This is a genomic window from Pseudoalteromonas sp. SR41-7, assembly GCF_014163935.1.
Classification (GTDB): domain Bacteria; phylum Pseudomonadota; class Gammaproteobacteria; order Enterobacterales; family Alteromonadaceae; genus Pseudoalteromonas; species Pseudoalteromonas distincta.
Map to the genome: position 1 here is coordinate 189,347 of NZ_JACJEF010000005.1, position 20,931 is coordinate 210,277.

General features: G+C 39.4%; 17 protein-coding genes. 12 read left to right on the top strand and 5 right to left on the bottom strand.

Annotated features, from left to right (window positions below):
- Positions 1 to 81 precede the first annotated feature (81 nt).
- The gene (locus tag H5092_RS08805; RefSeq protein ID WP_182733341.1) at positions 82 to 1,308 is read left to right on the top strand and encodes a threonine/serine exporter ThrE family protein; all 1,227 of its coding nucleotides are present in this window, start codon (positions 82 to 84) and stop codon (positions 1,306 to 1,308) included.
- Positions 1,309 to 1,861: 553 nt separating this feature from the next.
- Here H5092_RS08805 and poxB read toward each other — a convergent pair.
- Positions 1,862 to 3,586, bottom strand: a complete 1,725-nt coding sequence (gene poxB / locus H5092_RS08810; RefSeq protein WP_182733342.1) for a ubiquinone-dependent pyruvate dehydrogenase — start codon at positions 3,584 to 3,586, stop codon at positions 1,862 to 1,864.
- Between the two features lie 316 nt (positions 3,587 to 3,902).
- Between poxB and H5092_RS08815 the strand changes: the two genes are divergently transcribed.
- Together H5092_RS08815 and H5092_RS08820 are read left to right on the top strand one after the other, a co-directional pair.
- On the top strand, positions 3,903 to 5,558 hold the full coding sequence (locus tag H5092_RS08815) for a pseudouridine synthase (RefSeq protein ID WP_182733343.1): 1,656 nt from the start codon (positions 3,903 to 3,905) through the stop codon (positions 5,556 to 5,558).
- 179 nt (positions 5,559 to 5,737) lie between these two features.
- The gene (locus H5092_RS08820) at positions 5,738 to 7,657 is read left to right on the top strand and encodes a GGDEF domain-containing protein (RefSeq protein ID WP_182733344.1); all 1,920 of its coding nucleotides are present in this window, start codon (positions 5,738 to 5,740) and stop codon (positions 7,655 to 7,657) included.
- A 32-nt stretch (positions 7,658 to 7,689) separates the two neighbouring features.
- Here the strand turns inward: H5092_RS08820 and H5092_RS08825 are convergent, their stop codons facing one another.
- From H5092_RS08825 to H5092_RS08835, 3 genes are read right to left on the bottom strand one after another with little or no spacing between them, the layout of a single operon-like run.
- Positions 7,690 to 7,908, bottom strand: a complete 219-nt coding sequence (locus H5092_RS08825; RefSeq protein WP_024591904.1) for a DUF6500 family protein — start codon at positions 7,906 to 7,908, stop codon at positions 7,690 to 7,692.
- A 29-nt stretch (positions 7,909 to 7,937) separates the two neighbouring features.
- Positions 7,938 to 8,192 (bottom strand): hypothetical protein, encoded by a 255-nt coding sequence (locus H5092_RS08830; protein ID WP_096794392.1) that lies wholly within the window; start codon positions 8,190 to 8,192, stop codon positions 7,938 to 7,940.
- Positions 8,193 to 8,251: 59 nt separating this feature from the next.
- Positions 8,252 to 8,506, bottom strand: a complete 255-nt coding sequence (locus H5092_RS08835; RefSeq protein WP_076924239.1) for a hypothetical protein — start codon at positions 8,504 to 8,506, stop codon at positions 8,252 to 8,254.
- Between the two features lie 331 nt (positions 8,507 to 8,837).
- Between H5092_RS08835 and H5092_RS08840 the strand changes: the two genes are divergently transcribed.
- Positions 8,838 to 9,263 carry a hemerythrin domain-containing protein gene (locus H5092_RS08840; RefSeq protein WP_008134499.1) on the top strand — a complete coding sequence of 142 codons (426 nt, stop codon included), beginning with the start codon at positions 8,838 to 8,840 and terminating at the stop codon, positions 9,261 to 9,263.
- A gap of 93 nt (positions 9,264 to 9,356) precedes the next feature.
- On the opposite strand, the gene H5092_RS08845 is transcribed toward H5092_RS08840, so the two are convergent.
- A complete protein-coding gene (locus H5092_RS08845; RefSeq protein ID WP_002960120.1) occupies positions 9,357 to 9,770 on the bottom strand; it encodes a hypothetical protein in 414 nt (137 codons plus the stop codon).
- Positions 9,771 to 10,187: 417 nt separating this feature from the next.
- On the opposite strand from H5092_RS08845, the gene H5092_RS08850 reads away from it, so the two are divergent.
- Genes H5092_RS08850 through H5092_RS08885 form a run of 8 tightly spaced genes read left to right on the top strand, consistent with a single transcriptional unit; the run spans position 10,188 to position 20,815 of the window.
- Positions 10,188 to 12,548, top strand: a complete 2,361-nt coding sequence (locus H5092_RS08850; protein ID WP_182733345.1) for a TonB-dependent siderophore receptor — start codon at positions 10,188 to 10,190, stop codon at positions 12,546 to 12,548.
- Positions 12,549 to 12,567: 19 nt separating this feature from the next.
- Complete coding sequence (locus H5092_RS08855; RefSeq protein ID WP_039488400.1) at positions 12,568 to 14,721, top strand: FAD-dependent oxidoreductase; 2,154 nt, start codon at positions 12,568 to 12,570, stop codon at positions 14,719 to 14,721.
- A gap of 2 nt (positions 14,722 to 14,723) precedes the next feature.
- On the top strand, positions 14,724 to 15,542 hold the full coding sequence (locus H5092_RS08860; RefSeq protein ID WP_182733346.1) for a DUF547 domain-containing protein: 819 nt from the start codon (positions 14,724 to 14,726) through the stop codon (positions 15,540 to 15,542).
- Positions 15,529 to 16,863 (top strand): ABC transporter substrate-binding protein, encoded by a 1,335-nt coding sequence (locus H5092_RS08865; protein WP_182733347.1) that lies wholly within the window; start codon positions 15,529 to 15,531, stop codon positions 16,861 to 16,863. Before H5092_RS08860 ends, H5092_RS08865 begins: the two co-directional genes overlap by 14 nt.
- A complete protein-coding gene (locus H5092_RS08870) occupies positions 16,860 to 18,614 on the top strand; it encodes an ABC transporter permease (RefSeq protein WP_182733348.1) in 1,755 nt (584 codons plus the stop codon). Before H5092_RS08865 ends, H5092_RS08870 begins: the two co-directional genes overlap by 4 nt.
- 55 nt (positions 18,615 to 18,669) lie before the next feature.
- Positions 18,670 to 19,308 (top strand): ATP-binding cassette domain-containing protein, encoded by a 639-nt coding sequence (locus H5092_RS08875; protein WP_170071288.1) that lies wholly within the window; start codon positions 18,670 to 18,672, stop codon positions 19,306 to 19,308.
- A gap of 42 nt (positions 19,309 to 19,350) precedes the next feature.
- Entirely contained in the window at positions 19,351 to 20,031 is a 681-nt protein-coding gene (locus H5092_RS08880; protein WP_076924246.1) for a CDP-alcohol phosphatidyltransferase family protein, read from the top strand.
- Positions 20,024 to 20,815: a sterol desaturase family protein gene (locus H5092_RS08885; protein WP_182733349.1), complete on the top strand. Its 792-nt coding sequence runs from the start codon at positions 20,024 to 20,026 to the stop codon at positions 20,813 to 20,815. Before H5092_RS08880 ends, H5092_RS08885 begins: the two co-directional genes overlap by 8 nt.
- Positions 20,816 to 20,931 lie beyond the last annotated feature (116 nt).

Below are 20,931 nucleotides of genomic sequence, written 5' to 3' on the forward strand. Positions count from 1 at the left end.
CGCGCCCATCAAACGTGGGCAGTTTTAGCTGTATTGTCTATATTTTTAGCTTAGTTATCGCAATATTTGGTCCAAAAAGATTTGAAAACTGCAACCTTTACAGAAAAACGCAAATTTATCGTTAAATTGGGTAAAATGCTTCACAAGTATGGTACGCCTGCTTACCGCCTAGAAGCCCACCTAATGGAAGTGGCTACATATTTAGGACTTAAATCGTCGTTTGTTATGTCGCCAACTTCGGTAACGTTTGTTATTTGGACTGATGGCCACGAAGACGAGTACACCCATGTTGCGCGTGTAGACCCTGGCGATCACGATTTAGGCTCACTTGCCGACACCGACGACCTTGTAAACCAAATGCTTGACGACAAGCTAACTTTACAAGAAGTTGACGCCCAGCTAGATGCTATCTACGACATGCCAAACCCATACAATAAACTTGTTACGGGCGTTGCCTTTGCAACTTCTGGTGGTGCGTTTGCAATGTTAATGGGTACTAGCTGGACTGATGTTATTTGGTCATCGCTTCTTACTTTAGTCGTTTATGTGTTTGTGCTTTGGTCTGGTCGCTCAAAACGCGTAGCTCACATGCTTGAGCCATTAGTTGCCATAATATCAGCAGTACTTGCATGTGCAGTAAGCGTGTATATAACGCCTGAAATAAATATACGCTTGGTAGTACTTTCGGCCATTATTGTATTTATACCCGGTTTAGCACTTGCGCTTGGTTTAGCAGAGCTTGCAGCGCGGCATTTAGTGTCGGGCACAGCAAGGGTAATGGACTCGTTTATGCTGTTGTTTAAACTGTATTTTGGTGGTTTCATTGGTATAGGTATTGGCTTTGCACTCTTTGGGCAAGCCGACTTTGTACAACCTGAGCCATTACCAAAATGGACCGCATGGCTGGCTATATTTTTACTTTGTAGCAGCTTAATCGTGATTTTTAGAACCAAACTTAAGCATGCGGTTTGGTCTATTGCATCAGGCTTTATAGCGTATGGCACCAGTATTGGCTCGGCTATGTATCTTGATTACACGTTAGGTACGTTTGTGGGTGCTTTATCGGTGGGTATATTTAGTAACTTGTTTAACCGCGTTGCTAATGCGCCAGCTTCTATTGTGGCCATGCAAGGCTTAATTGTATTAGTACCAGGTAGCAAAACTTATATTGGCTTAAACTCACTCATTGAAGGCCAAGACTTTATATACGCAGAACACATAGGCCAACAAACGTTTTTAATATTTATGTCGCTTGTTGCAGGACTAATATTTGCAAACGTCGCCCTACCGCCTAAAAAGAGTTTGTAACTGATACTGAGCGCTCGCTTTACTTTAATTGAGTAAAGCGAGTAAAACATTAAACTAAAAACAACTACCAAGTAGCAATTGAGGCCAATGCTAAATGTTTTAGCTCATTACATTGCACTTGAGTCAAACTCAAAAACCTCATAGTGATTCCAACGTAAAAACAGTTCAGCGCTTTCTAAATAACCTAAACTCTGGATAATAAATCTATCTCAAGCAGCTATTTTCAGCGCTAACTGCGTTGAATTTACTTGCAATAGGCTAGATATTTGCGTATTAACTGGTGCGTAAACTGCTTTGCTGAGCTTGAATAAGCCATAAAACAGCCAGCGACAGTAAAACCGATTTCCATTTCATTATTGCTCCGTTCCCTCTATGAGTAGAGGTATTTCATGCGTGTTTTTATTAATTTAATGATAAACCATATATTATTTTCTATTTCGGTTCAATCACTTACAAACAGCAGCCTTAGCTTATTAATAATAAAAGATGATAGTGAGGATTATTACTTGGCACTTCCCTATTGAGCAAAAATACTCAATAGGGAAGTAACTAACTAGCGTGACCAGTTAGTTTTGGCAAGCTCTACAATCTCGTTTCCTTTGCCGTTTATCAGCGCCTTCATCATGTAAACACTAAAGCCTTTTGCTTGCTCTAATTTGATTTGCGGTGGCATTGAAAGCTCTTGTTTTGCAGTATCGACTTCTAAAACAACAGGTCCTGAGTGGTTCATCATCTCGTTCATTGCCGATGGTAATTTTTCAGGGTCATCCACATGAATCCCTTTTAAGCCGCAGGCCTGTGCAATGTTAGCAAAACTTGGGTTTTCTAAATCGGTATCGCTTGATAAAAACCCACTGGCTTTCATTTCCATAGCCACAAAACTGAGTGAGCGATTATTATAAACAACAATCTTTATTGGTAAATTAAGCTGCTTAAGTGAGATTAAATCCCCCATTAACATCGAAAAGCCACCATCACCACACATTGCAATGACTTGGCGGTCTCTATCAACAGATTGAACCCCCATTGCCTGCGACATCGCATTTGCCATAGAGCCATGATTAAACGAGCCAATCAAGCGACGCTTACCATTCATTGATAAATAACGCGCAGCCCACACTGTTGGCGTACCTACATCACAAGTAAAAACAGCATCGTCAGCTGCTTGCTCGTTGAGTAAACGCGTTAGGTATTGCGGGTGAATTAAGTTTTGCGAGGTTTTGCCACTGGCAAGTTCATCAAGATCTTGTCGAGACTCTTTGTAATTTTTAACACATTTTTGTAAGTGCGAACTGCTCCGTTCACCTTTAATATAATCAAGCAGTGTGGTCACTGAATTTTTAGTATCCCCTAACACGCCACAGTCAATTTGCACGTGTCGCCCGAGTGACGCAGCCTGATTATCAATTTGTAATATGGTGGTATTTTCGGGATAAAAAGCACGATAAGGGAAACTAGTACCAATCATTAATAACGTATCGGCTTCTTGCATTGCATGATAGCCCGATGCAAAACCAATAAATCCGGTCATACCAACATCGTAAGGATTATCGTATTCAATAAATTCTTTACCGCGCATGGCATGCACAATTGGCGCTTGTAATTTTTCGGCTAGCGCAACAATTTCGTCGTGGGCATCCTTACAACCAGCACCACACAATAAGGTTACTTTTTTACTTTTATTAAGATAAGTCGCCATCGCTTCAATATCAGATAAAGCGGGAGTATGTGTTGCTGGCTTTGGCACGTTCCAATTTGGTTTGATAGCTTTAGGCATATCTTTTAATGCAATGTCGCCAGGTAGCACAAGTACACTCACGCCTTTGTTTAATATTGCTTGTCGCATTGCTGTTTCAAGCAGGTACGGCATTTGCTCAGGGCTCGACACCATTTCACAATACACACTGCATTCTTTAAATAATTCTTGCGGATGGGTTTCTTGAAAATAACTACTGCCAATTTCAGATGAAGGAATATGTGCGGCAATTGCTAATACTGGTACATTATTGCGCTGACAATCAAATAAGCCATTAATTAAATGAAGGTTACCTGGCCCGCAAGAACCCGCACACACGGCAAGCTCGCCTGATAAATGGGCTTCGCCACCGGCTGCAAATGCGGCAACTTCTTCATGTCGCGTTCCTAGCCATTCAATTGTTCCCATTTTTCGCAGACTTTCACTAATGCCGTTAAGTGAATCGCCAGTGACTCCCCAAATACGTTTTACGCCAGCTTGTTCGAGAGTTTTAGTGATAAAACTTGCAATATTTTGACTCATAATATAGAACTCCTAAATATTCAGTTATTCTGTAAATTGATTTTTCGCCTCTGATCTATCAAGTAAGTCATCGTTTCGAAATGCGCTCAATTATTGAGAATCGATAAGCTTAAATATTTTGATAATGATAAATATATTACTACTGAGACTTTACTAACAAACGCCTATGCTTGCTGCGACCCCATACTGATACATAAAACATGAATGTCCGCTTTAAAGTGTTTATGAATATGCGGGTGCGAGATTTTTAGTGGCTTAACTATGAATATGTTATTATGCGCTCAATTATTTTACTGAATGCTTTTCTCTTACTTCTATGTCAAATTCTGCTTCTTGCTTTACATTATTTTCTCAAAATATTGATGCTCTCGCGCTTCCTGAAAAGTTTACTTTCCCTTTTTATTACGAGCCGCAACCATTAGCTGTAGCAGCCACTAAACAATTACAGCAACAGCTTGAAACGTTAGCGCATTTAAAAGCAGAAAATGCAGGTAAAATGTTTGGGGTTTTAGTGGTGCAAAATGCTAAGCAACAATTAGGCTTTTTAAGTGCTTATTCGGGACAAATTGAAGGTGATAAAGGCAATATTAGTTTTGTGCCGCCTGTTTCTAGCATGCAACTTCAAGACGATAGCTATTTGGCTCAAAGTAAAATAATTAACGATATTAATGCTCAAATTGAGCAATTAGAAAATAGTGAACAACTGCTTGAAGTTAATAGCAAACTTGATGATGCAACACAGAGCTACCAGCAAGCGCTATTAGCTCAACAGGCAGTAATGCAAGCCGGTCGTCAGCAGCGAAAAATACAACGTACCGAAGGTGAATTAGAACTTAGCGAAAGTGATTTTGAGCAGTTAAAAAATAAGCTTGCAGGGCAAAGCATCGTAGAAAAAAAGCAACTGCTGGCACTTAAATCCTATTGGCAAAATATAATCGAGTCACTGCAGCAAACACACATCAATATTTCTGATGAAATTGCTCATTTAAAAAAGCGCCGTAAAACACTTTCTAAAAGCTTACAAAAAAAGCTATTTGCACAGTACCAATTTTTAAATGCAAATGGTGAAACTACAGATTTAAATGCTATTTTTGCAGCATTACCTGAGCACACTCCTCCTTCGGGTGCTGGCGATTGTGCAGCGCCTAAATTATTACAATACGCCTATAAACATGACTTAAAGCCACTTGCTATGGCAGAGTTTTGGTGGGGAGCAGCACCTAAATCAGCAATTAGGCAGCATAAGAATTACTACCCTTCTTGTTACAGTAAATGCCAACCAATACTTGGGCATATGCTAAAGGGTTTAGATGTTGAAGATAACCCGCTACTTATCAACCCAGCTCAGGGTAAAGATTTAAGTATTGTTTATAAAGATGACGACTTACTTGTGGTAAATAAGCCCGCTGAGTTTTTATCGGTACCTGGCGTTAATATTGATGACTCAGTTTATATGCGAATCAAAACGCAGTTTCCAGAGGCATCAGGGCCACTAATTGTACACAGATTAGATATGTCGACTTCTGGGTTATTGATGATTGCGCTTAATAAACGCGTGCACAAAGCACTGCAAAAGCAGTTTATTGAACGCACTATAGATAAACGTTATGTCGCATTAGTTAATGGTAACGTAGCTGAGGATAGCGGAGTAATTGATTTACCCTTAGTGCTCGACTTTGATGATAAACCGCGCCAAATGGTGTGTTACACACACGGTAAGCCATCACTTACTACCTGGCAGGTTTTAGAGCGTAACAACAATATTACCCGATTACAGTTATACCCTAAAACAGGGCGAACTCATCAATTAAGAGTGCATTGTGCGCACAGCTTAGGTTTAAACATGCCAATTATAGGCGACACACATTACGGGCAAAAAGCCGAACGATTACATTTACATGCAGAATACTTAGCATTTACTCACCCTATTACGCTTAAACGATTAGAGTTTGAAGTAGCCGCTGATTTTTAATAAAACACATAACTACAGCGACTATATTATATAATGTGTTTGTTTTTATTAATTAAATTGATATCGTTTGTGGTCTTATTTTTTCAATGAGAAGTGTAAAAAAAACTGTTCAAACCCAAGTTTATTAAGCACTGTGAATAAGTATTTCAATAATAAAAATAAATCAGCAAAGGATTAACATGGCTAACAATACACAAATAAAGATTTTAGGTAATACTTTATGGGCAAAGTATATTGTTCTCCTTTTATTTTTACTTTTTAGTAAACTTGCCTCTGCTAACGGCGATTCATTAAATGCAACTTCACATGCGCTAGACTTTGACACGACTCAAACTCTCATCAATAACATAAAACTAAATGAATTAGACTATCTTCAAAATGGAGACAAACTCACTCAAGCGTTTAAAATAAGCAAAGATCAAAATTGGGAAAAGCTTCATCTAGAAGCGGCCGCTTTGTATGCGGAGTTACTTTTTAGACAAGAAAAATACACAGCGTTAAATACTCACTTATCCTATTACTTAAAGAACAAAGAGTTACCAAACCAAAAAAGTGTGTATTTATTATTTCTCGAATCACAACTCAAGTCTCTAGCGAGGGATGCAAACCCAGCTCCAGCACACACGCTAGCCACAAAATTAGAAGAGAGCTTGCAACAGCATTCATCTAAAGAAAAAATTATTATTTTACGAGCACTTGCTTACTATTACACCGATACTGATGCATTGAAAAAGACCCTAAATGTTGCACTAGAAGGGCTAGAATTAGCATTAAAAGATGACGACTCAGCATCTCAGGGATACTTTTTTAGAAAAATAGCCGATGCATATAATTATCTAAACGAAAAAGACAAAGCCATATATTATGCAAAAAAAGCGGTTGCAGCATATGAGCAAACACAAGATGGGCTTTTTACTGCAAAAGCATATTGGAGTTTAGGCAATATATTGCTCGAGATAAAAAAACCTAAAGATGCCTTAATATACCTAGACAAAGCATTGCTCTATTTTAAAAAAGCTAATATGCAAAAAGGCTTAACCTTTGCCCAATACTCAATTGCTAGCATTGAGTACTTACAAGCAAACTACGATAAAGCTTTAACTTTAACTAAAGAGAACATTGAGCTTGCTCGTTCTGCAGGTGTACACGACATGCAACTCGCATCGCTCATTTTGTTAGCTGACATATATATAAAACTAGATTTACTTGATCAAGCAAATGAAGCAAACGATGAGGTATTTTTAAACTTAGATAAATTCAGCCGCAGTATTTATAAAGCCGATTTTTTAAGTAAACGCTATGAGCTAAAGCGACGCCTCAACTACACTGACGAGGCTTTTGAAGCAATTGAACAAAAGCTCCTTTATACAAAAAAACACTACGAAGCTACCAGTGAAAGTAATATAAAAACACTACAGGTACAGTTTGAAGTAAAAGAAAAAGAAGAAAAAATACAGCAACTAGAGTACGCAAAAGACATTAGTGAACTACAAGCTAAAGAAGAGTACCAACAAAAAATAATTTGGCGACTTAGCGCTGCTATAGCGTTTATTTTAGTGATTGCTTCATTATTTTTATTTTATCGGCAAGCTCGACAACGTCAAAAATATCACGATATTTCATTAACAGATTATCTAACAAATAGCCCTAATCGCAGAGGAATAATGCGCGCAGCAGAAGCAAAGCTCAGTGAAGGTAAAATGACGATAGCAATTGTTGACTTAGACTACTTTAAAAAAGTTAACGACCAATTTGGTCACGATGTTGGAGATTTAGTTCTTATTTCCTTTGTAAAGGCTGCAAAAGAAACACTAAGTGGTGATCATCAGTTTGGCCGCTACGGCGGCGAAGAATGGTTGTTTGCACTAAATTCGGTTGACGAACTAGCTATTCGAGATATCTTTGACCAGCTCGCCACTAGGTTTACCGAGCATTGTAGTAATATAAAAGACCTTCCTAGTGATACAAAAATCACTTTTAGTGTGGGAGCCTCTGTAAGTAGCCCTTTAAAAAGCACACTAGATGTTCTTATTAAGCATGCAGATAAATTACTTTATAAAGCAAAAGAAAACGGAAGAAACCAAGTCGTTGTTGATTAAATACAGCTAAAAGTACTTGCTCAGTTAATTGACTAAAGTCCATCTAAAACCATCTGTTTAATTTTATGTGCTTTTACAAAATGATCTAATTTATGGGTGTGTATCCACCAAGTAGCAGCTTCCATAAGTAGCTCTGGGTCGTCGTTTTTATTAGCAAAAAATGCATAAAAAGAAAGCCCTACATTTTCGCCTTTAACTGCTATTTTTTTATCGCACACGGTAATTATTTTTGCTCTTAGTTCTTCCCTCATACATACCTTATTTAATTATATTTTTACTATTAAAATACGCCATTTAAAAAGCTAACGATTAGCTGTAAAAGGCTTCTATCAACCAAGCCATGATTCTCAAGCTCTTTATTAGGCGTATTTACTTTTGCAGCTTTGCATTCATTATCTAGTGTCTCATTTTTAAGTGTATCGGTTTCGTATGCAATATCTGCTTGTTCCATACATTTTGCCGAGCCTGCGTAAGGCTTCGCCGCACAAGCGCTTAGTAATAAAAAAAGTGGAATTGCTATCAATAATTGCTTCATAACTAATCCTATTTTTACGCAACTTATTTACTTTAAATTACAGTTGCAAGTTAGCCTATTTACTTTTCTACCACCATTACAAAAAATTCAAAAAAGAACGTACCGATGGCATCAAAAAAAGTGTTATTTTTTTCATCCTTTTTAATTTGTGCGCTAATGCATTGATTGTAAACCTGTGAGCTTGTTTGAGCGCCATTTCGATCAACCATTTCAGCCTCTTCAATGCATAAGTTAGGGTCAGAACGCGGGGCTGTACTACATGCACTCAGTAAAGCGCACAGCAATAATGCGGCGACGGGGCTTTTTATGTTCATCCTTAAACTATCCTATTAAGTTAACGTGCTACCTGCTTTTATGTGTGAGAGTAATATATAGGTTGTACCCAAATAACACTGACACTTTATCACTGCAATAAAATAAACAACCAGTAAATATTTGTAAGGTTCTGTAGGGATTTATACTCACTTTTATAATTGAACTGCGCGAAAGCCTGAAATTATTGCATTCATATCACTGTAAAATTTACAGTGATCGCAGCCAAAGAATAAAAGATTAAATTAAATTTATTAAAATACAATAACTTAATATTTGGCATTTAGTTTGCTAGTTAATGATATAAGCAAATAAATTGTAAAAGGACTAGTTATGAATATTTTTGAAGCACTACGTCATGACCATGACAAACAACGAGAATTGGTAGATGCGCTTATTCAAACACACGGCGACACAGAGCAGCGCCACACGCTAATGGATGAGCTAAAAACAGAATTAGAAAATCACGCAAAATTTGAAGAACGTTACTTTTATAACCCACTTATGTTTGATGACTTAACTCATGAAAAAGCGCGCCACAGCGTAGCTGAACATCACGAAATTGATGAATTAATTGAACAACTTGAAGATACCGAAATGAGCTCGTCTGCATGGTTAGTTGCAGCTAAAAAGCTACACCATTTGGTACATCATCATTTAAGTGAAGAAGAACACGAAGTGTTTCAATTAGCGGGTAAAGCACTTACCGAAGGGCAAAAAGAGAGCCTTGCTGAGCAATACAACGACGCTATGCATTAGTTGTAAACACGCAAACCGACTTCCACACACTCCCTGTGTACTTATTGGTTATAAGCCTTATGGCTTATAACCAATTTTTTTGCATGTACTTTATTACTTTACAGTAAATTTCACGTCTTGGTCGCGTAATAAGTAAAGTGCAAAACACGCAGCCCACATTGGCCATGCAGTAAAGAATAATAAGTTATTAAAGCCATCTATGTACTGGTTGTAAGAAGAAAGCGTAGATAAGCCATGCATTACAAAAATGATACCGTACGTTATACGCTTTTTAATACCTGCTAAAAATGCTAAAACAAGCACTAACTGCACCGCACCAATAATGTAAGCCACTATATCTGTAGAGCCACTAATACCGTAAAAATGTTCAAAAATACGTGCGCTATGCCCAGGATTAACAAACTTATCGAATGTCCACATAACCATTACAATAAACACGCCTAAACGCAAAGATAAAAGTGACCACTGCAAACGGTTTTGCACATCAGAATTCATTGAACCTGTCATAAAATTTCCTTAAATGAATATTAATAAACGTAGAAGTAACCTAGACCGTATAAGTTATTTTTTATTTCAAAAATTTTTAATTAAATTCATTAGTTAAGCCATGCAGTACTAAAAGTGAAGCTTATTTAAGTAATTTAAAAATGCTGCATAAAAGTTAACTCTTTTAAAATGTTAGCAGGTTGAAAGTAGTCTATAATTAAAAATTCTATTAAAAGCATATATTTACATTCAGTCTAGTACAATCGCTGTATTAATATTTTATCAACTAATAAAACAATACTACTTAATTACCATCTTTATAATGCATCTGTTTTGTTATGTTCTAAAAAACAAAAAGAATCAAAATTTTACTGAAAGTTATTTTTAATCCTTTCGGTCTTTATCGCCAACAACATTTTAACCGTAGAGAGAAAACGTTTGAAACACGCATATTTAGCACTTTCCCTAGCCACCATATTAAATACACCACTTAATGCTTTTGCAGCCGAAGAATCAAAAACAGCAAAAGAAGGCGCAATTGAGCGTATTGAGGTGGCAGGCCAAGTTATTAGATCTCAAGGTCTTTCGGTTAAAAATGCCAATGTAGACGGCCCTTTTGGCGACAACTTAGCTCTACGAGATATAGCCCGATCAGTAACACCAATTTCAAGCGAGTTAATAGAACAACTCAATATTACGACTTTACAAGACGTACTTGCAGTAAGCCCTAATACCTATTCAGCCAGTGGTTTTGGGGCACCAAGTTTACCTACTATTCGTGGGCAACTAGGTGAGCTTTTCCAAGATGGTACACGCCGCCAAGCAGGTAATAATGGCTTTGGCGTGCCGTTATCGTTCAACTCTATAGAACAAATAGATGTAGTAAAAGGCGCGCCACCGGTATTATTTGGTTCAAGCCAACGCAACGGTGGTTTTGTAAACTTACATTCTAAAAAAGCATCAACTGACGACAGTAAAGGCAAAGCAACGGTATCGGCAGGACGATGGGATCAGTACAGCGTTTTAGTTGATTACAGTGCACCTATAGTAAAAGACAAAGTAGGTTTTAGAGTAAGCGCTGAACACATTGATAACGGCAGTTACTACGACTTTTCGGGCACGAAAAGCGACAGCCTATTTGCAGCACTTAGGGTGTTACCTGATGACAAGAGCAGCTGGGATATTAACTTTGAGTTATACCAAGTTGAATTTACCGATAACGCAGGTATTAACCGCCCTACTCAAGCGCTAATAGATAATGGCCTTTATATTACCGGCCAAGGCGTGCAAGTAAATGGCAGTACAGTTCCAGCGGCAGGTTCTATTGTTTCACCTACTGGGCAAGTAAAAATAGACCGTAGTACAGTACTTACCGACCCTGACAATCAAAACGAAGCCACTACCTATTTACTACACAGTATTTATAAGCGTGAACTTTCAAACAACGCATCAATAAAAAACATTACGTATTTTCAGCACTTACAACGCGAAGAAATTGCACAAAATAGCTTTGTTGAAATTATAGATGGTGCCGATACCGCGCAGAACCGTACCGAACTGACTTACCAATGGAGCAACGAACAGCAAACAATTTTTGCTTTTGATGTGCGTTACAACCGCGTGCTAGGCTACAGCCAATTTACAACAGAAGCCGACCTACCTATTGATTTAACTGGCCCAATTTCAAATCGCCGCATTCCTTTAACTGATTCACAACAAGCGCGTTTAATTGAAATTAGCCCAGGTGTATTTGTATCCCCTGGTGGTCAGTACGATATTAATAACGATGGCAGCGGCGACTTTAACTTATCAGACACTACCGATTCGCGCTCATGGCAAACGGGTTTTGCTATTCAGCAAGATTCAGATTGGACAGATAAGTTTCATACAAGTGTTGGCTACCGCATTGATTTTTATGACGTAGACGCGCACGACCCAATAGCACCAGAGGGTGAAATTGCAGCGAGCGATAGCATTAACGATAAGCTACATTCGGGGCAAGTAAGCTTTAATTACCGATTAAATGGTGATTACACCACTTATGGTGCAGCAAGTTACAACGAAGCCACATCAAATAGCATGGCTGGCGGCACGTCTCTTGGTGGTGACAACACGATTAGCGCGCAAAACTTTTCAACCGAAAATACCTTAGTTGAATTCGGTTTAAAATACGCACCAACCGACAGTGATTGGTACGCCGATGGTGCAGTGTTTAGCCAACGTCGTAGTTTACGTAATCGCGATGGTAGTAATACCGGCATTCGTACTACCGGCTTTGAAAGCCAAGTATTCTATGATGCTTACCCTTATTGGTTAAGTGCCGGCTACAGCTATATTGACGCTCGCTACGATAATTCTGCAAGTAGTCAAGATTCGGCTCAAGTAGCTGATGCATTTGACAACTCACGTCCAGATATTATTGAAGGTACCAGTGTTGGCGCACCTAGCTTTACCGCTTTTGCACCTTCAAACACCCGTGTGCAGGGCATCCCTGAGCAATCTTTCAGCTTTAACGGAAATTATTCAATTAATTCGAAATGGCAAACGGGTTTTTCAGGTCTATATACAAAGAGTTACCCATTAGACTTTTTGGCGACGGTAAAAATTCGTGATCAGTACACACTAAACGTAAATACTAGCTATGCTTTTACGCCTAGTACCAAGTTACGATTAGATGTGAACAACGTAACGAATCAAAAAAACTGGCGCCCAGTATTTGAAGGCGGTTACTTTGGCGCAACATTGGCATTTCCTGAATTGCCAATAAACGCAAAATTAACACTAACCCATAATTTTTAAGAGCGGTTTGAGAGAGAACATGATTAAAAAAATATTTTTATTATTGATTGCAGCGGCCGCCGTCGGCCTGTTCTTTCATTTTGACTTACACCAACTACTTACGCTTGATGGCTTAAAAGGGTCGATGGATCAGTTTAACCAATACAAAGAGCAGTCACCGCTATTAGTTATTGGTGGATTCTTTTTATTGTATGTAGTTGTAACAGCTCTCTCGTTACCGGGCGCAGCTATTTTAACACTTGCAGCAGGTGCATTGTTTGGTTTAGTTGAAGGCTTATTGGTTGCATCTTTTGCATCAACTATTGGCGCAACACTTGCCTTTTTAGTATCGCGTTACTTACTACGCGACACTATTAAACAACGCTTTCCTGAGCGCTTAGCTGCAATTGATGCAGGCGTTGAAAAAGAAGGTGGATTTTACTTATTTACTCTTCGTTTAGTGCCGGTGTTTCCGTTCTTTTTAATAAACCTATTAATGGGTGTTACTTCAATAAAGTCATGGACTTACTACTGGGTAAGCCAAGCAGGTATGCTCGCCGGTACATTTGTATTTGTTAACGCAGGTACACAACTGGCGCAAATAGAGAGCTTATCTGGAATTTTATCATTCAACTTAATCTTATCATTCGCTTTATTGGGTATATTCCCATTCATTGCAAAAGGAATCTTAAACGTGTTTAAAAAACGTCGCGTATACAAAAACTACACTAAGCCTAAAAAATTCGACCGTAACATGATTGTTATTGGCGCAGGCGCAGGTGGTTTGGTAACAAGTTATATAGCCGCTGCTGTTAAAGCAAAAGTAACCCTTATTGAAGCGGGCGAAATGGGCGGCGACTGTTTAAACTATGGTTGTGTTCCAAGTAAAGCAGTTATTAAAAGCGCTAAAATTGCAGAACAAATTCGCCATGGTGAAAACTACGGCCTAGAAAATGCAACACCGCAGTTTTCGTTCAAAAAAGTTATGGCACGTGTACATAAAGTTATTGCAGATGTAGCACCACACGACAGTGTTGAGCGCTACACCGACTTAGGCGTAGATGTTGTAAAAGGCTACGGTAAATTAATAGACCCGTGGACTGTAGAAATTAAACTTAACGACGGTGGCACGCAAACACTCACGGCACGCACCATTGTTATTGCAACTGGCGCACGCCCATTTGTACCGCCACTACCTGGTATTGAAGAAACAGGCTATGTAACAAGCGATACATTGTGGAATAAATTTGCAGAGCTAGATGAGGCACCTAAAAAATTGGTAGTACTTGGTGGTGGTCCAATTGGTAGCGAATTAGCACAAAGCTTTGCACGTTTAGGTTCAAGCGTTACGCAAATTGAAATGGCGGAGCGCATCATGATCAAAGAAGATCTTGAAGTGTCTACTTTTGCTCACGAAGCGTTAACCGAAAGTGGCGTTAATATTTTAACATCGCACCAAGCACTTCGCTGTGAAGCTCGCGATGGCAAAAAATATATCGTTGTTAAACATAACGACAAAGAAATAGATATTGAATACGACGAGCTATTATGTGCCGTTGGTAGAAGTGCGCGCCTTAAAGGTTACGGTCTTGAAGAGCTAGGCATAGAAACAAACCGCACAGTAGTAACTAACGAATACTTGGAAACGCTATACCCTAATATTTTTGCAGCAGGCGATATTGTAGGTCCATACCAGTTTACACATGTGGCAGCTCATCAGGGTTGGTACGCAGCGGTAAATGGCTTATTTGGTCATCTTAAAAAGTTTAAAGTAGATTATCGTGTTATTCCGTGGACTACGTTTATTGACCCAGAAGTAGCACGTGTTGGCTTAAACGAGCAAGACGCAAAAGACAAAGGCATAGATTACGAAATTACTCGCTTTGAATTTGAAGAGCTAGACCGTGCAATTACCGACAGCGCTACAAAAGGCTTTATTAAAGTGATTACACCCAAAGGCAAAGACAAAATATTGGGTGTTACTGTAGTATCTGAACACGCTGGCGACTTAATTGCTGAGTTTGTACTGGCAATGAAACACGGTTTAGGCCTTAACAAAATACTCGGTACTATACACAGCTACCCTACTTGGGCTGAAGGTAACAAATACGCAGCAGGTGAGTGGAAACGCGCTCATGCACCTGAAAAAGTGCTTAACTTGCTTGAAAAATACCACACTTGGCGTCGAGGTTAATTATGTTTAAAACACCTCTAAAAGCATTGCTACTTGGTTCGGCTTTATTTGTAACATCGTTTGCAACGTCATTTTCGGCCCAAGCCCAAAACATGCACGATAGCTGGAATGCATTGTTAAATAAGCATGTTGTCGCTATTAATCATAATCACAGTACTGAGGTTGATTACGCTGCTATAAAACGTGAGCATGCACAGCTAAAAACGTATTTAGATTCGTTAACGGCTGTAACGCAAAGCGAATTTGACGCGTGGAAAAAGCCTAAGCAACTCGCTTTTTTAATCAATGCTTATAATGCGTGGACTGTTGAGCTTATTTTAACTAAGTACCCAGATCTTAAATCAATTAAAGACTTAGGGAGCTTTTTTAGCTCACCATGGAGTAAAGAGTTTGTGCCATTACTTGGCAAAACTCGCAGCCTTGATGATATAGAGCATGGTTTAATACGTGGCAGCGGTAAATACAACGACCCACGTATTCACTTTGCAGTAAATTGCGCGAGTATTGGTTGCCCAGCGCTTCGAGAAGAAGCCTATACAGCCACTGATTTAGAGAGCCAATTGCAAGAGCAAACAGTGCGCTTTTTATCAGATATGACACGTAATATGGCTCAAGAGAATACGCTAAGCGTGTCTTCAATATTTAAGTGGTACGGCGATGACTTTGAAAAAGGCTTTAGAGGTGCAAACACGCTACAGCAGTTTTTCTTGCAGTATCCTGATGCCCTTAAACTGATACCCGCTCAGCAAACAGCACTTAAAAATGATGACATGAAAGTTAAATTTTTAGACTACAACTGGGATTTAAATGTTCGTCATTAAGTTTTGGCAAACACTGACGCGATACAGCTTTTGCTGTGTCGCGTTTTGCGTTTGTGCAATCGTAAATTTAGCTGTTTTTTCGAGCACTGCGTTTGCTAATCCCGTTATTAACTCAAATAGTAAAAGTAATTTAGTAATTAACACACAACAGGGATCTCGCTGGCAACAAGTTCAAACACTTGGTCGCAATCAAGATGTATACTTTTATGCATGGGGCGGCGACGCGCAAATAAATGCCTATATTCAATGGGCAGCTCAGCAAGTTAAAACTAAGTACAACATTAACCTAGTGCATGTAAAATTAAGCGATACCAGCGAAGCAGTAAGCCGTGTACTTGCCGAAAAATCAGCAAACAATAACAACCAAGGCAGCGTAGATTTAATGTGGATCAACGGGGCTAACTTTGCCACCATGAGTGAGCACTCTCTGCTTTTAAAAAAATGGGCTAATAAACTCCCCTACTTTGCATTAACCGATCCGGCTAACAACCCTGCTGTAACCTTTGACTTTGGTTTACCTACCAATGGTATGGAGGCTCCATGGGGGCAAGCGTCACTTACATTTTATTACGACAGCATTGCAATAAATGGAAAGGCAAACAATAAATTGCCGACGACATTAAACGAATTATTAAACTGGAGCGCGCAAAACCCTGGTCGCTTTAGTTACCCAAAGCCGCCTGACTTTTTAGGTATGAGCTTTTTAAAATACGCCTTAGTTTTACTGCATCAGCAAAGCAGCGAAAATATTAAAGCGCAGCTAAACCAACCAGCTACAACTAAAAATACAGCGCAAGTGCTAAACCCACTGTGGGACTTTTTAGATAAATTACACCCAACTCTTTGGCGTGGTGGCACTCATTTTATGCAAAGTGGTGCTCAAATGCGCCGCTTAGTAGACGATACAGAGTTGAGTTTAGCCTTTACTTTTTCAGCACCAGAAGTACCGGCAGCTGTAAAACGCTATGATTTACCAAACAGCATTCGCAGCTATGCAATGAGTGATGGCAGTTTAAGTAATACCCATTTCGTGGCAATCCCTTACAATGCAAGCCACCAGCAAAGTGCGCAATTAGTGGCTAATTTTTTAATGAGCCCTGAGGCGCAAGCTGAAAAACAAAAAGCGCATATATGGGGTGATAAAAGCGTACTTATTCAATCAACGTTAACGTCTGATCAGCAAGCCTTATTTAAAACAGCTAAACCGCATCCAAGTGCACTGCCTTTAAACAGTATTAAACGCACATTGAGCGAACCTCATCCAAGCTGGGTAAACGCCATTATGCAAGGTTGGCAAACCCGTTATGGAGTAAGCCAATGAGCGTCATTTCAAAAAGTGTACCAGTAAATACCAAAGCAACAACGCAGTGCAGCACCGATATGTTTACGCGCATTGTAAAATTTAGCCCGCGATTTTTACTCGCTTTACTTATATTACCCGTACTTGGTGGCTTAATTAGCGTATTGCTGCCAGCCTTTGGTTATGCGCCCGTACTTGAGCAAACAACGTTTAGCTTGCAAGGTTTTAATGCCCTTTGGCAAACACCTGGCCTTACCCAAATGGTTACTCTAAGCGTTGCAACAGGCTTAATAAGTACTTTGCTTGCATTTATCATTACCTTAATGATTTTAGCTGCGTTTTTTAACAGCCCGTGGCTTAACCGAATTCAGCGTTTATTGAGCCCTATATTAGTTATACCTCATGCCGCCGCCGCTATTGCGGTGGGGTTTTTAATTGCCCCTTCAGGTATGATTTCACGCTTAGCGTCGCCTTGGTTAAGCGGCTGGGAACTTGCGCCAAACGGCATGTTTCCGCATGATTCATTCGGTATTAGTATTATTTTAGGCTTAACACTCAAAGAGCTTCCCTTTTTATTATTAATGGCACTGGGCGTACTTGCTCAACCTGAGCTTGGCAAAAAATTACGCCAACAACATAAGGTTGCGCTTAACTTGGGTTATTGCCCAATGACGGCCTTTTTTAAAGTAATACTGCCAAGTCTTTATCCGCTGCTGCGTCTACCCCTTTTAGCCGTGCTTGCCTATGCAAGTGCCAGTGTAGAAATGCCACTCATTTTAGGCCCAAATACACCACCCACGTTGGCCGTTGCAATAATGCATTGGTTTAACGATGTTGATTTAAACCTGCGTATTAAAGCCTCAGCAGGTGCTTTATTACAACTGGCTGTTACAGGCGGGTTGTTAGCCCTTTGGCTTGCCGGAGAAAAAGCCATAAAAGTATTATTTAGCGACTCGCTCACTAATGGGGTGCGTGAATACGGCGGATTTTATTGGCAAAAAATAACGGTCGTACTCACCGCATTAGTAATTAGCTTTATACTATTGTCGCTTATTGGTTTAGTTATGTGGTCGGTTGCAGGTTTTTGGCGCTTTCCAGATGCAATGCCTGAACAATTTACACTACTGCATTTTAAAAGTGCGCTAATGCAAATGGGCAGCCCGCTTTTTAATACGCTAGCAATCGGTTTAGTAACCACGCTATTTGCCATTATTCTTACTTTATTGTGTTTAGAATCAGAGCAGTTGAGTGATAAACCTATTTCTCGTTTTACCAGTTTAATTATTTACTTACCGTTATTAGTGCCCAGTATTGCCTTTTTATTTGGGCTAGTATGGATACAACAATTGGTAAATAACCAAGCCGCATTTTTTAATGTAGTACTTACGCATTTATTATTTGTGCTGCCTTATGTGTTTTTGTCACTTGCGAGCAGCTATAGACGTTTAGACCCTCGTTTCGCTCATGTTGCAGCAAGCTTAGGCGCAGCGCCATGTAAGGTGTTTTTTAAAGTAAAACTACCACAGTTGTTTGCCCCTATTTTAATTGCAGCCGCACTGGGCTTAGCTATTAGTTTTGGACAATACCTCCCCACGCTTTTAGCTGGCGGCGGGCGTATAGCCACAATAACAACCGAAGCCGTTACGCTTGCCAATGGCGCAAGCAGACGCACCAGTGCCGTGTACGCTATTATGCAAATGGTGTTACCGCTTATTGGATTTATACTGGCATGGGGTTTACCTAAATATTTTTTCAAAAGTGCACGTGTTTAAACGTGCACATATGTAAAGCACCCATGTTTAACACTATCAGGGTTAAGGTTTTTTAATGCAGTCATCGTTACAGATTAAAAATTGTCAGCTTTATCGCCAAAATGAACTGTTACTTAGCTTAAACGAGCAAGTTAATGGCGGTGAAATTCTGACTATTATGGGCCCATCAGGCAGTGGTAAATCAAGCTTATTAAATTGGCTTACGGGTACTTTACCAAGTAGCTTTAAGGCCAATGGAGAGGTGTGGCTTAATGGTCAAAATATCGATAACACCCCTCCACACTTGCGCCATATTGGAGTGCTTTATCAAGACGCTTTATTGTTTTCGCATTTAACTGTTGCTGGTAACATTGCCTTTGCAATGCCCAAAGGTAATAAAAAACAACGCCTTGAAAAAATAGAACACGCACTTGAGAAAGTCGGTCTTAAAGACATGGGCAATCGCCACCCCGACAACCTCTCAGGTGGGCAACAAGCCCGTGTTGCATTATTACGTATGCTGCTGAGCGAACCTAAAGCCATTTTACTTGACGAACCCTTTAGCAAACTCGATACCCAACTGCGTGTTGATACACGCGAACTCGTGTTTAGCCAAATACGCGATCATAAGCTACCTGCAATTATGGTTACTCATGATCATAGCGATGCCGACGCTGCAAATGGCAAACTCATTACGTTAAGTGCAGCTCTTTAATATGGCTTTAATACACAGCTTTAAACGCATAAGGCAACAAACATGCTAGACAAATTTATCACCCCTGTAATTAAGCCACTGTTAACACCTGTGGTTATGCTTATGCATAAACGCGGCATAACCGCCGATCAGCTAACCGTGGTTGGCTTTTTAGTTGGCTTATTAGCCGTGCCATTACTGGCGTTTGAAATGTGGTACGGCGCATTAGTTGCCATTGCTTTAAATCGAATTTTAGATGGACTTGATGGCGCATTAGCACGCTATGCAAACCAAAGTTCAAGCGCAGGTGGCTTTTTAGATATCACACTCGACTTTTTATTTTACGCGGCTATTCCGCTTGGCTTTATTTTGGCAAACCCTGAGCAAAACGCGATAGCGGGATCGTTATTACTTGCTACTTTTATTGGTACGGGTTCAAGCTTTTTAGCTTTTGCGATTGCCGCCGAAAAATTTAAACTCGAAAAACCGCAATTTAAATATAAAAGCTTTTACTACTTAAACGGCTTAACCGAAGGCACTGAAACAATAGCGCTATTTATTGCATTTTGTATTTGGCCGCAGCACTTTGCGGTTATGGCGAGCATTTTTGCTATTGCGTGTGGCATAACTATTTTTACCCGTATACATGGCGGTTATCACACACTTAAGCAACAAGAAGCCGATGCTAACAAAGCAGCTGAAAACGTGCCTAGCAGTTCAAATTCTGAGGTAATAGATGACTAATGAAGTATGGTGGCGCTTAGGCTTCTTTTTTAGCATTTTAGTTATAATGATGCTGCTTGAAGCGCAAAAACCAGCGCGCAAATCACCAATAAAAAGCAGTACACGTTGGTTTGCTAACTTTGGGTTAGTGTTTGCTTCATCAGTTGTTGCGCGCTTAGTGGTTCCCATTGGGCTAACCGCCGTAGCACTTTACAATCAAGAGCACGGCATAGGCTTATTTAATCAAATAGCTCTACCAAGCAGTTTAATTATTATATTGAGCATACTTTTACTCGATATATTAATTTATTGGCAACATAGGTTATTTCATAACGTGCCTATTTTATGGCGCTTGCACCGTGTACATCACGCCGATGCACACGTAGATACCAGTACAGGGCTGCGCTTTCACCCTATCGAAATTGTACTGAGCATACTTATAAAACTCATTGCAATAACTGCTCTTGGCGTACCTGCCATTGCGGTACTTATTTTTGAAATAGCACTTAATGGTTTAGCATTATTTAATCATGCAAATATACGCCTACCTAATGCCATTGAAAAATCACTGCGTTTAATTTTAATGACGCAAATATTGCATCGAATTCACCATAGCCAAGTGGTTAGCGAAACTAACTCAAACTATGGTTTTAGTGTAATTTGGTGGGATAAATTATTTGGTAGCTACAAAGATAAAGCAACAAAAGCCGACGCAGATATAAATATTGGTTTAAAAGAATACTCAAGCCAAAACCAAAATGCGTCGCTTTTGGGGTTACTTACAATGCCTTTTAAAAACAAGTAAAAACAAGTAAAAACAAGCATATTTTATCTCATACAATACCAATACCAATACCAATCCACTTAAAATTGCTTTTATGTAGAGTGGTATAAACAAAATACTCCTTAAATACTATAAAT

Bases quoted from the DNA above. Each gene is read 5' to 3' on its own strand.
- H5092_RS08825 (WP_024591904.1), bottom strand. From the start codon at position 7,908: ATGAGGGAAGAACTAAGAGCAAAAATAATTACCGTGTGCGATAAAAAA.
- H5092_RS08855 (WP_039488400.1), top strand. From the start codon at position 12,568: ATGATTAAAAAAATATTTTTATTATTGATTGCAGCGGCCGCCGTCGGC.
- H5092_RS08865 (WP_182733347.1), top strand. From the start codon at position 15,529: ATGTTCGTCATTAAGTTTTGGCAAACACTGACGCGATACAGCTTTTGC.
- H5092_RS08870 (WP_182733348.1), top strand. From the start codon at position 16,860: ATGAGCGTCATTTCAAAAAGTGTACCAGTAAATACCAAAGCAACAACG.
- H5092_RS08840 (WP_008134499.1), top strand. From the start codon at position 8,838: ATGAATATTTTTGAAGCACTACGTCATGACCATGACAAACAACGAGAA.
- H5092_RS08880 (WP_076924246.1), top strand. From the start codon at position 19,351: ATGCTAGACAAATTTATCACCCCTGTAATTAAGCCACTGTTAACACCT.
- H5092_RS08845 (WP_002960120.1), bottom strand. From the start codon at position 9,770: ATGACAGGTTCAATGAATTCTGATGTGCAAAACCGTTTGCAGTGGTCA.
- poxB (WP_182733342.1), bottom strand. From the start codon at position 3,586: ATGAGTCAAAATATTGCAAGTTTTATCACTAAAACTCTCGAACAAGCT.
- H5092_RS08860 (WP_182733346.1), top strand. From the start codon at position 14,724: ATGTTTAAAACACCTCTAAAAGCATTGCTACTTGGTTCGGCTTTATTT.
- H5092_RS08875 (WP_170071288.1), top strand. From the start codon at position 18,670: ATGCAGTCATCGTTACAGATTAAAAATTGTCAGCTTTATCGCCAAAAT.
- H5092_RS08820 (WP_182733344.1), top strand. From the start codon at position 5,738: ATGGCTAACAATACACAAATAAAGATTTTAGGTAATACTTTATGGGCA.
- H5092_RS08835 (WP_076924239.1), bottom strand. From the start codon at position 8,506: ATGAACATAAAAAGCCCCGTCGCCGCATTATTGCTGTGCGCTTTACTG.
- H5092_RS08815 (WP_182733343.1), top strand. From the start codon at position 3,903: ATGTCAAATTCTGCTTCTTGCTTTACATTATTTTCTCAAAATATTGAT.
- H5092_RS08885 (WP_182733349.1), top strand. From the start codon at position 20,024: ATGACTAATGAAGTATGGTGGCGCTTAGGCTTCTTTTTTAGCATTTTA.
- H5092_RS08830 (WP_096794392.1), bottom strand. From the start codon at position 8,192: ATGAAGCAATTATTGATAGCAATTCCACTTTTTTTATTACTAAGCGCT.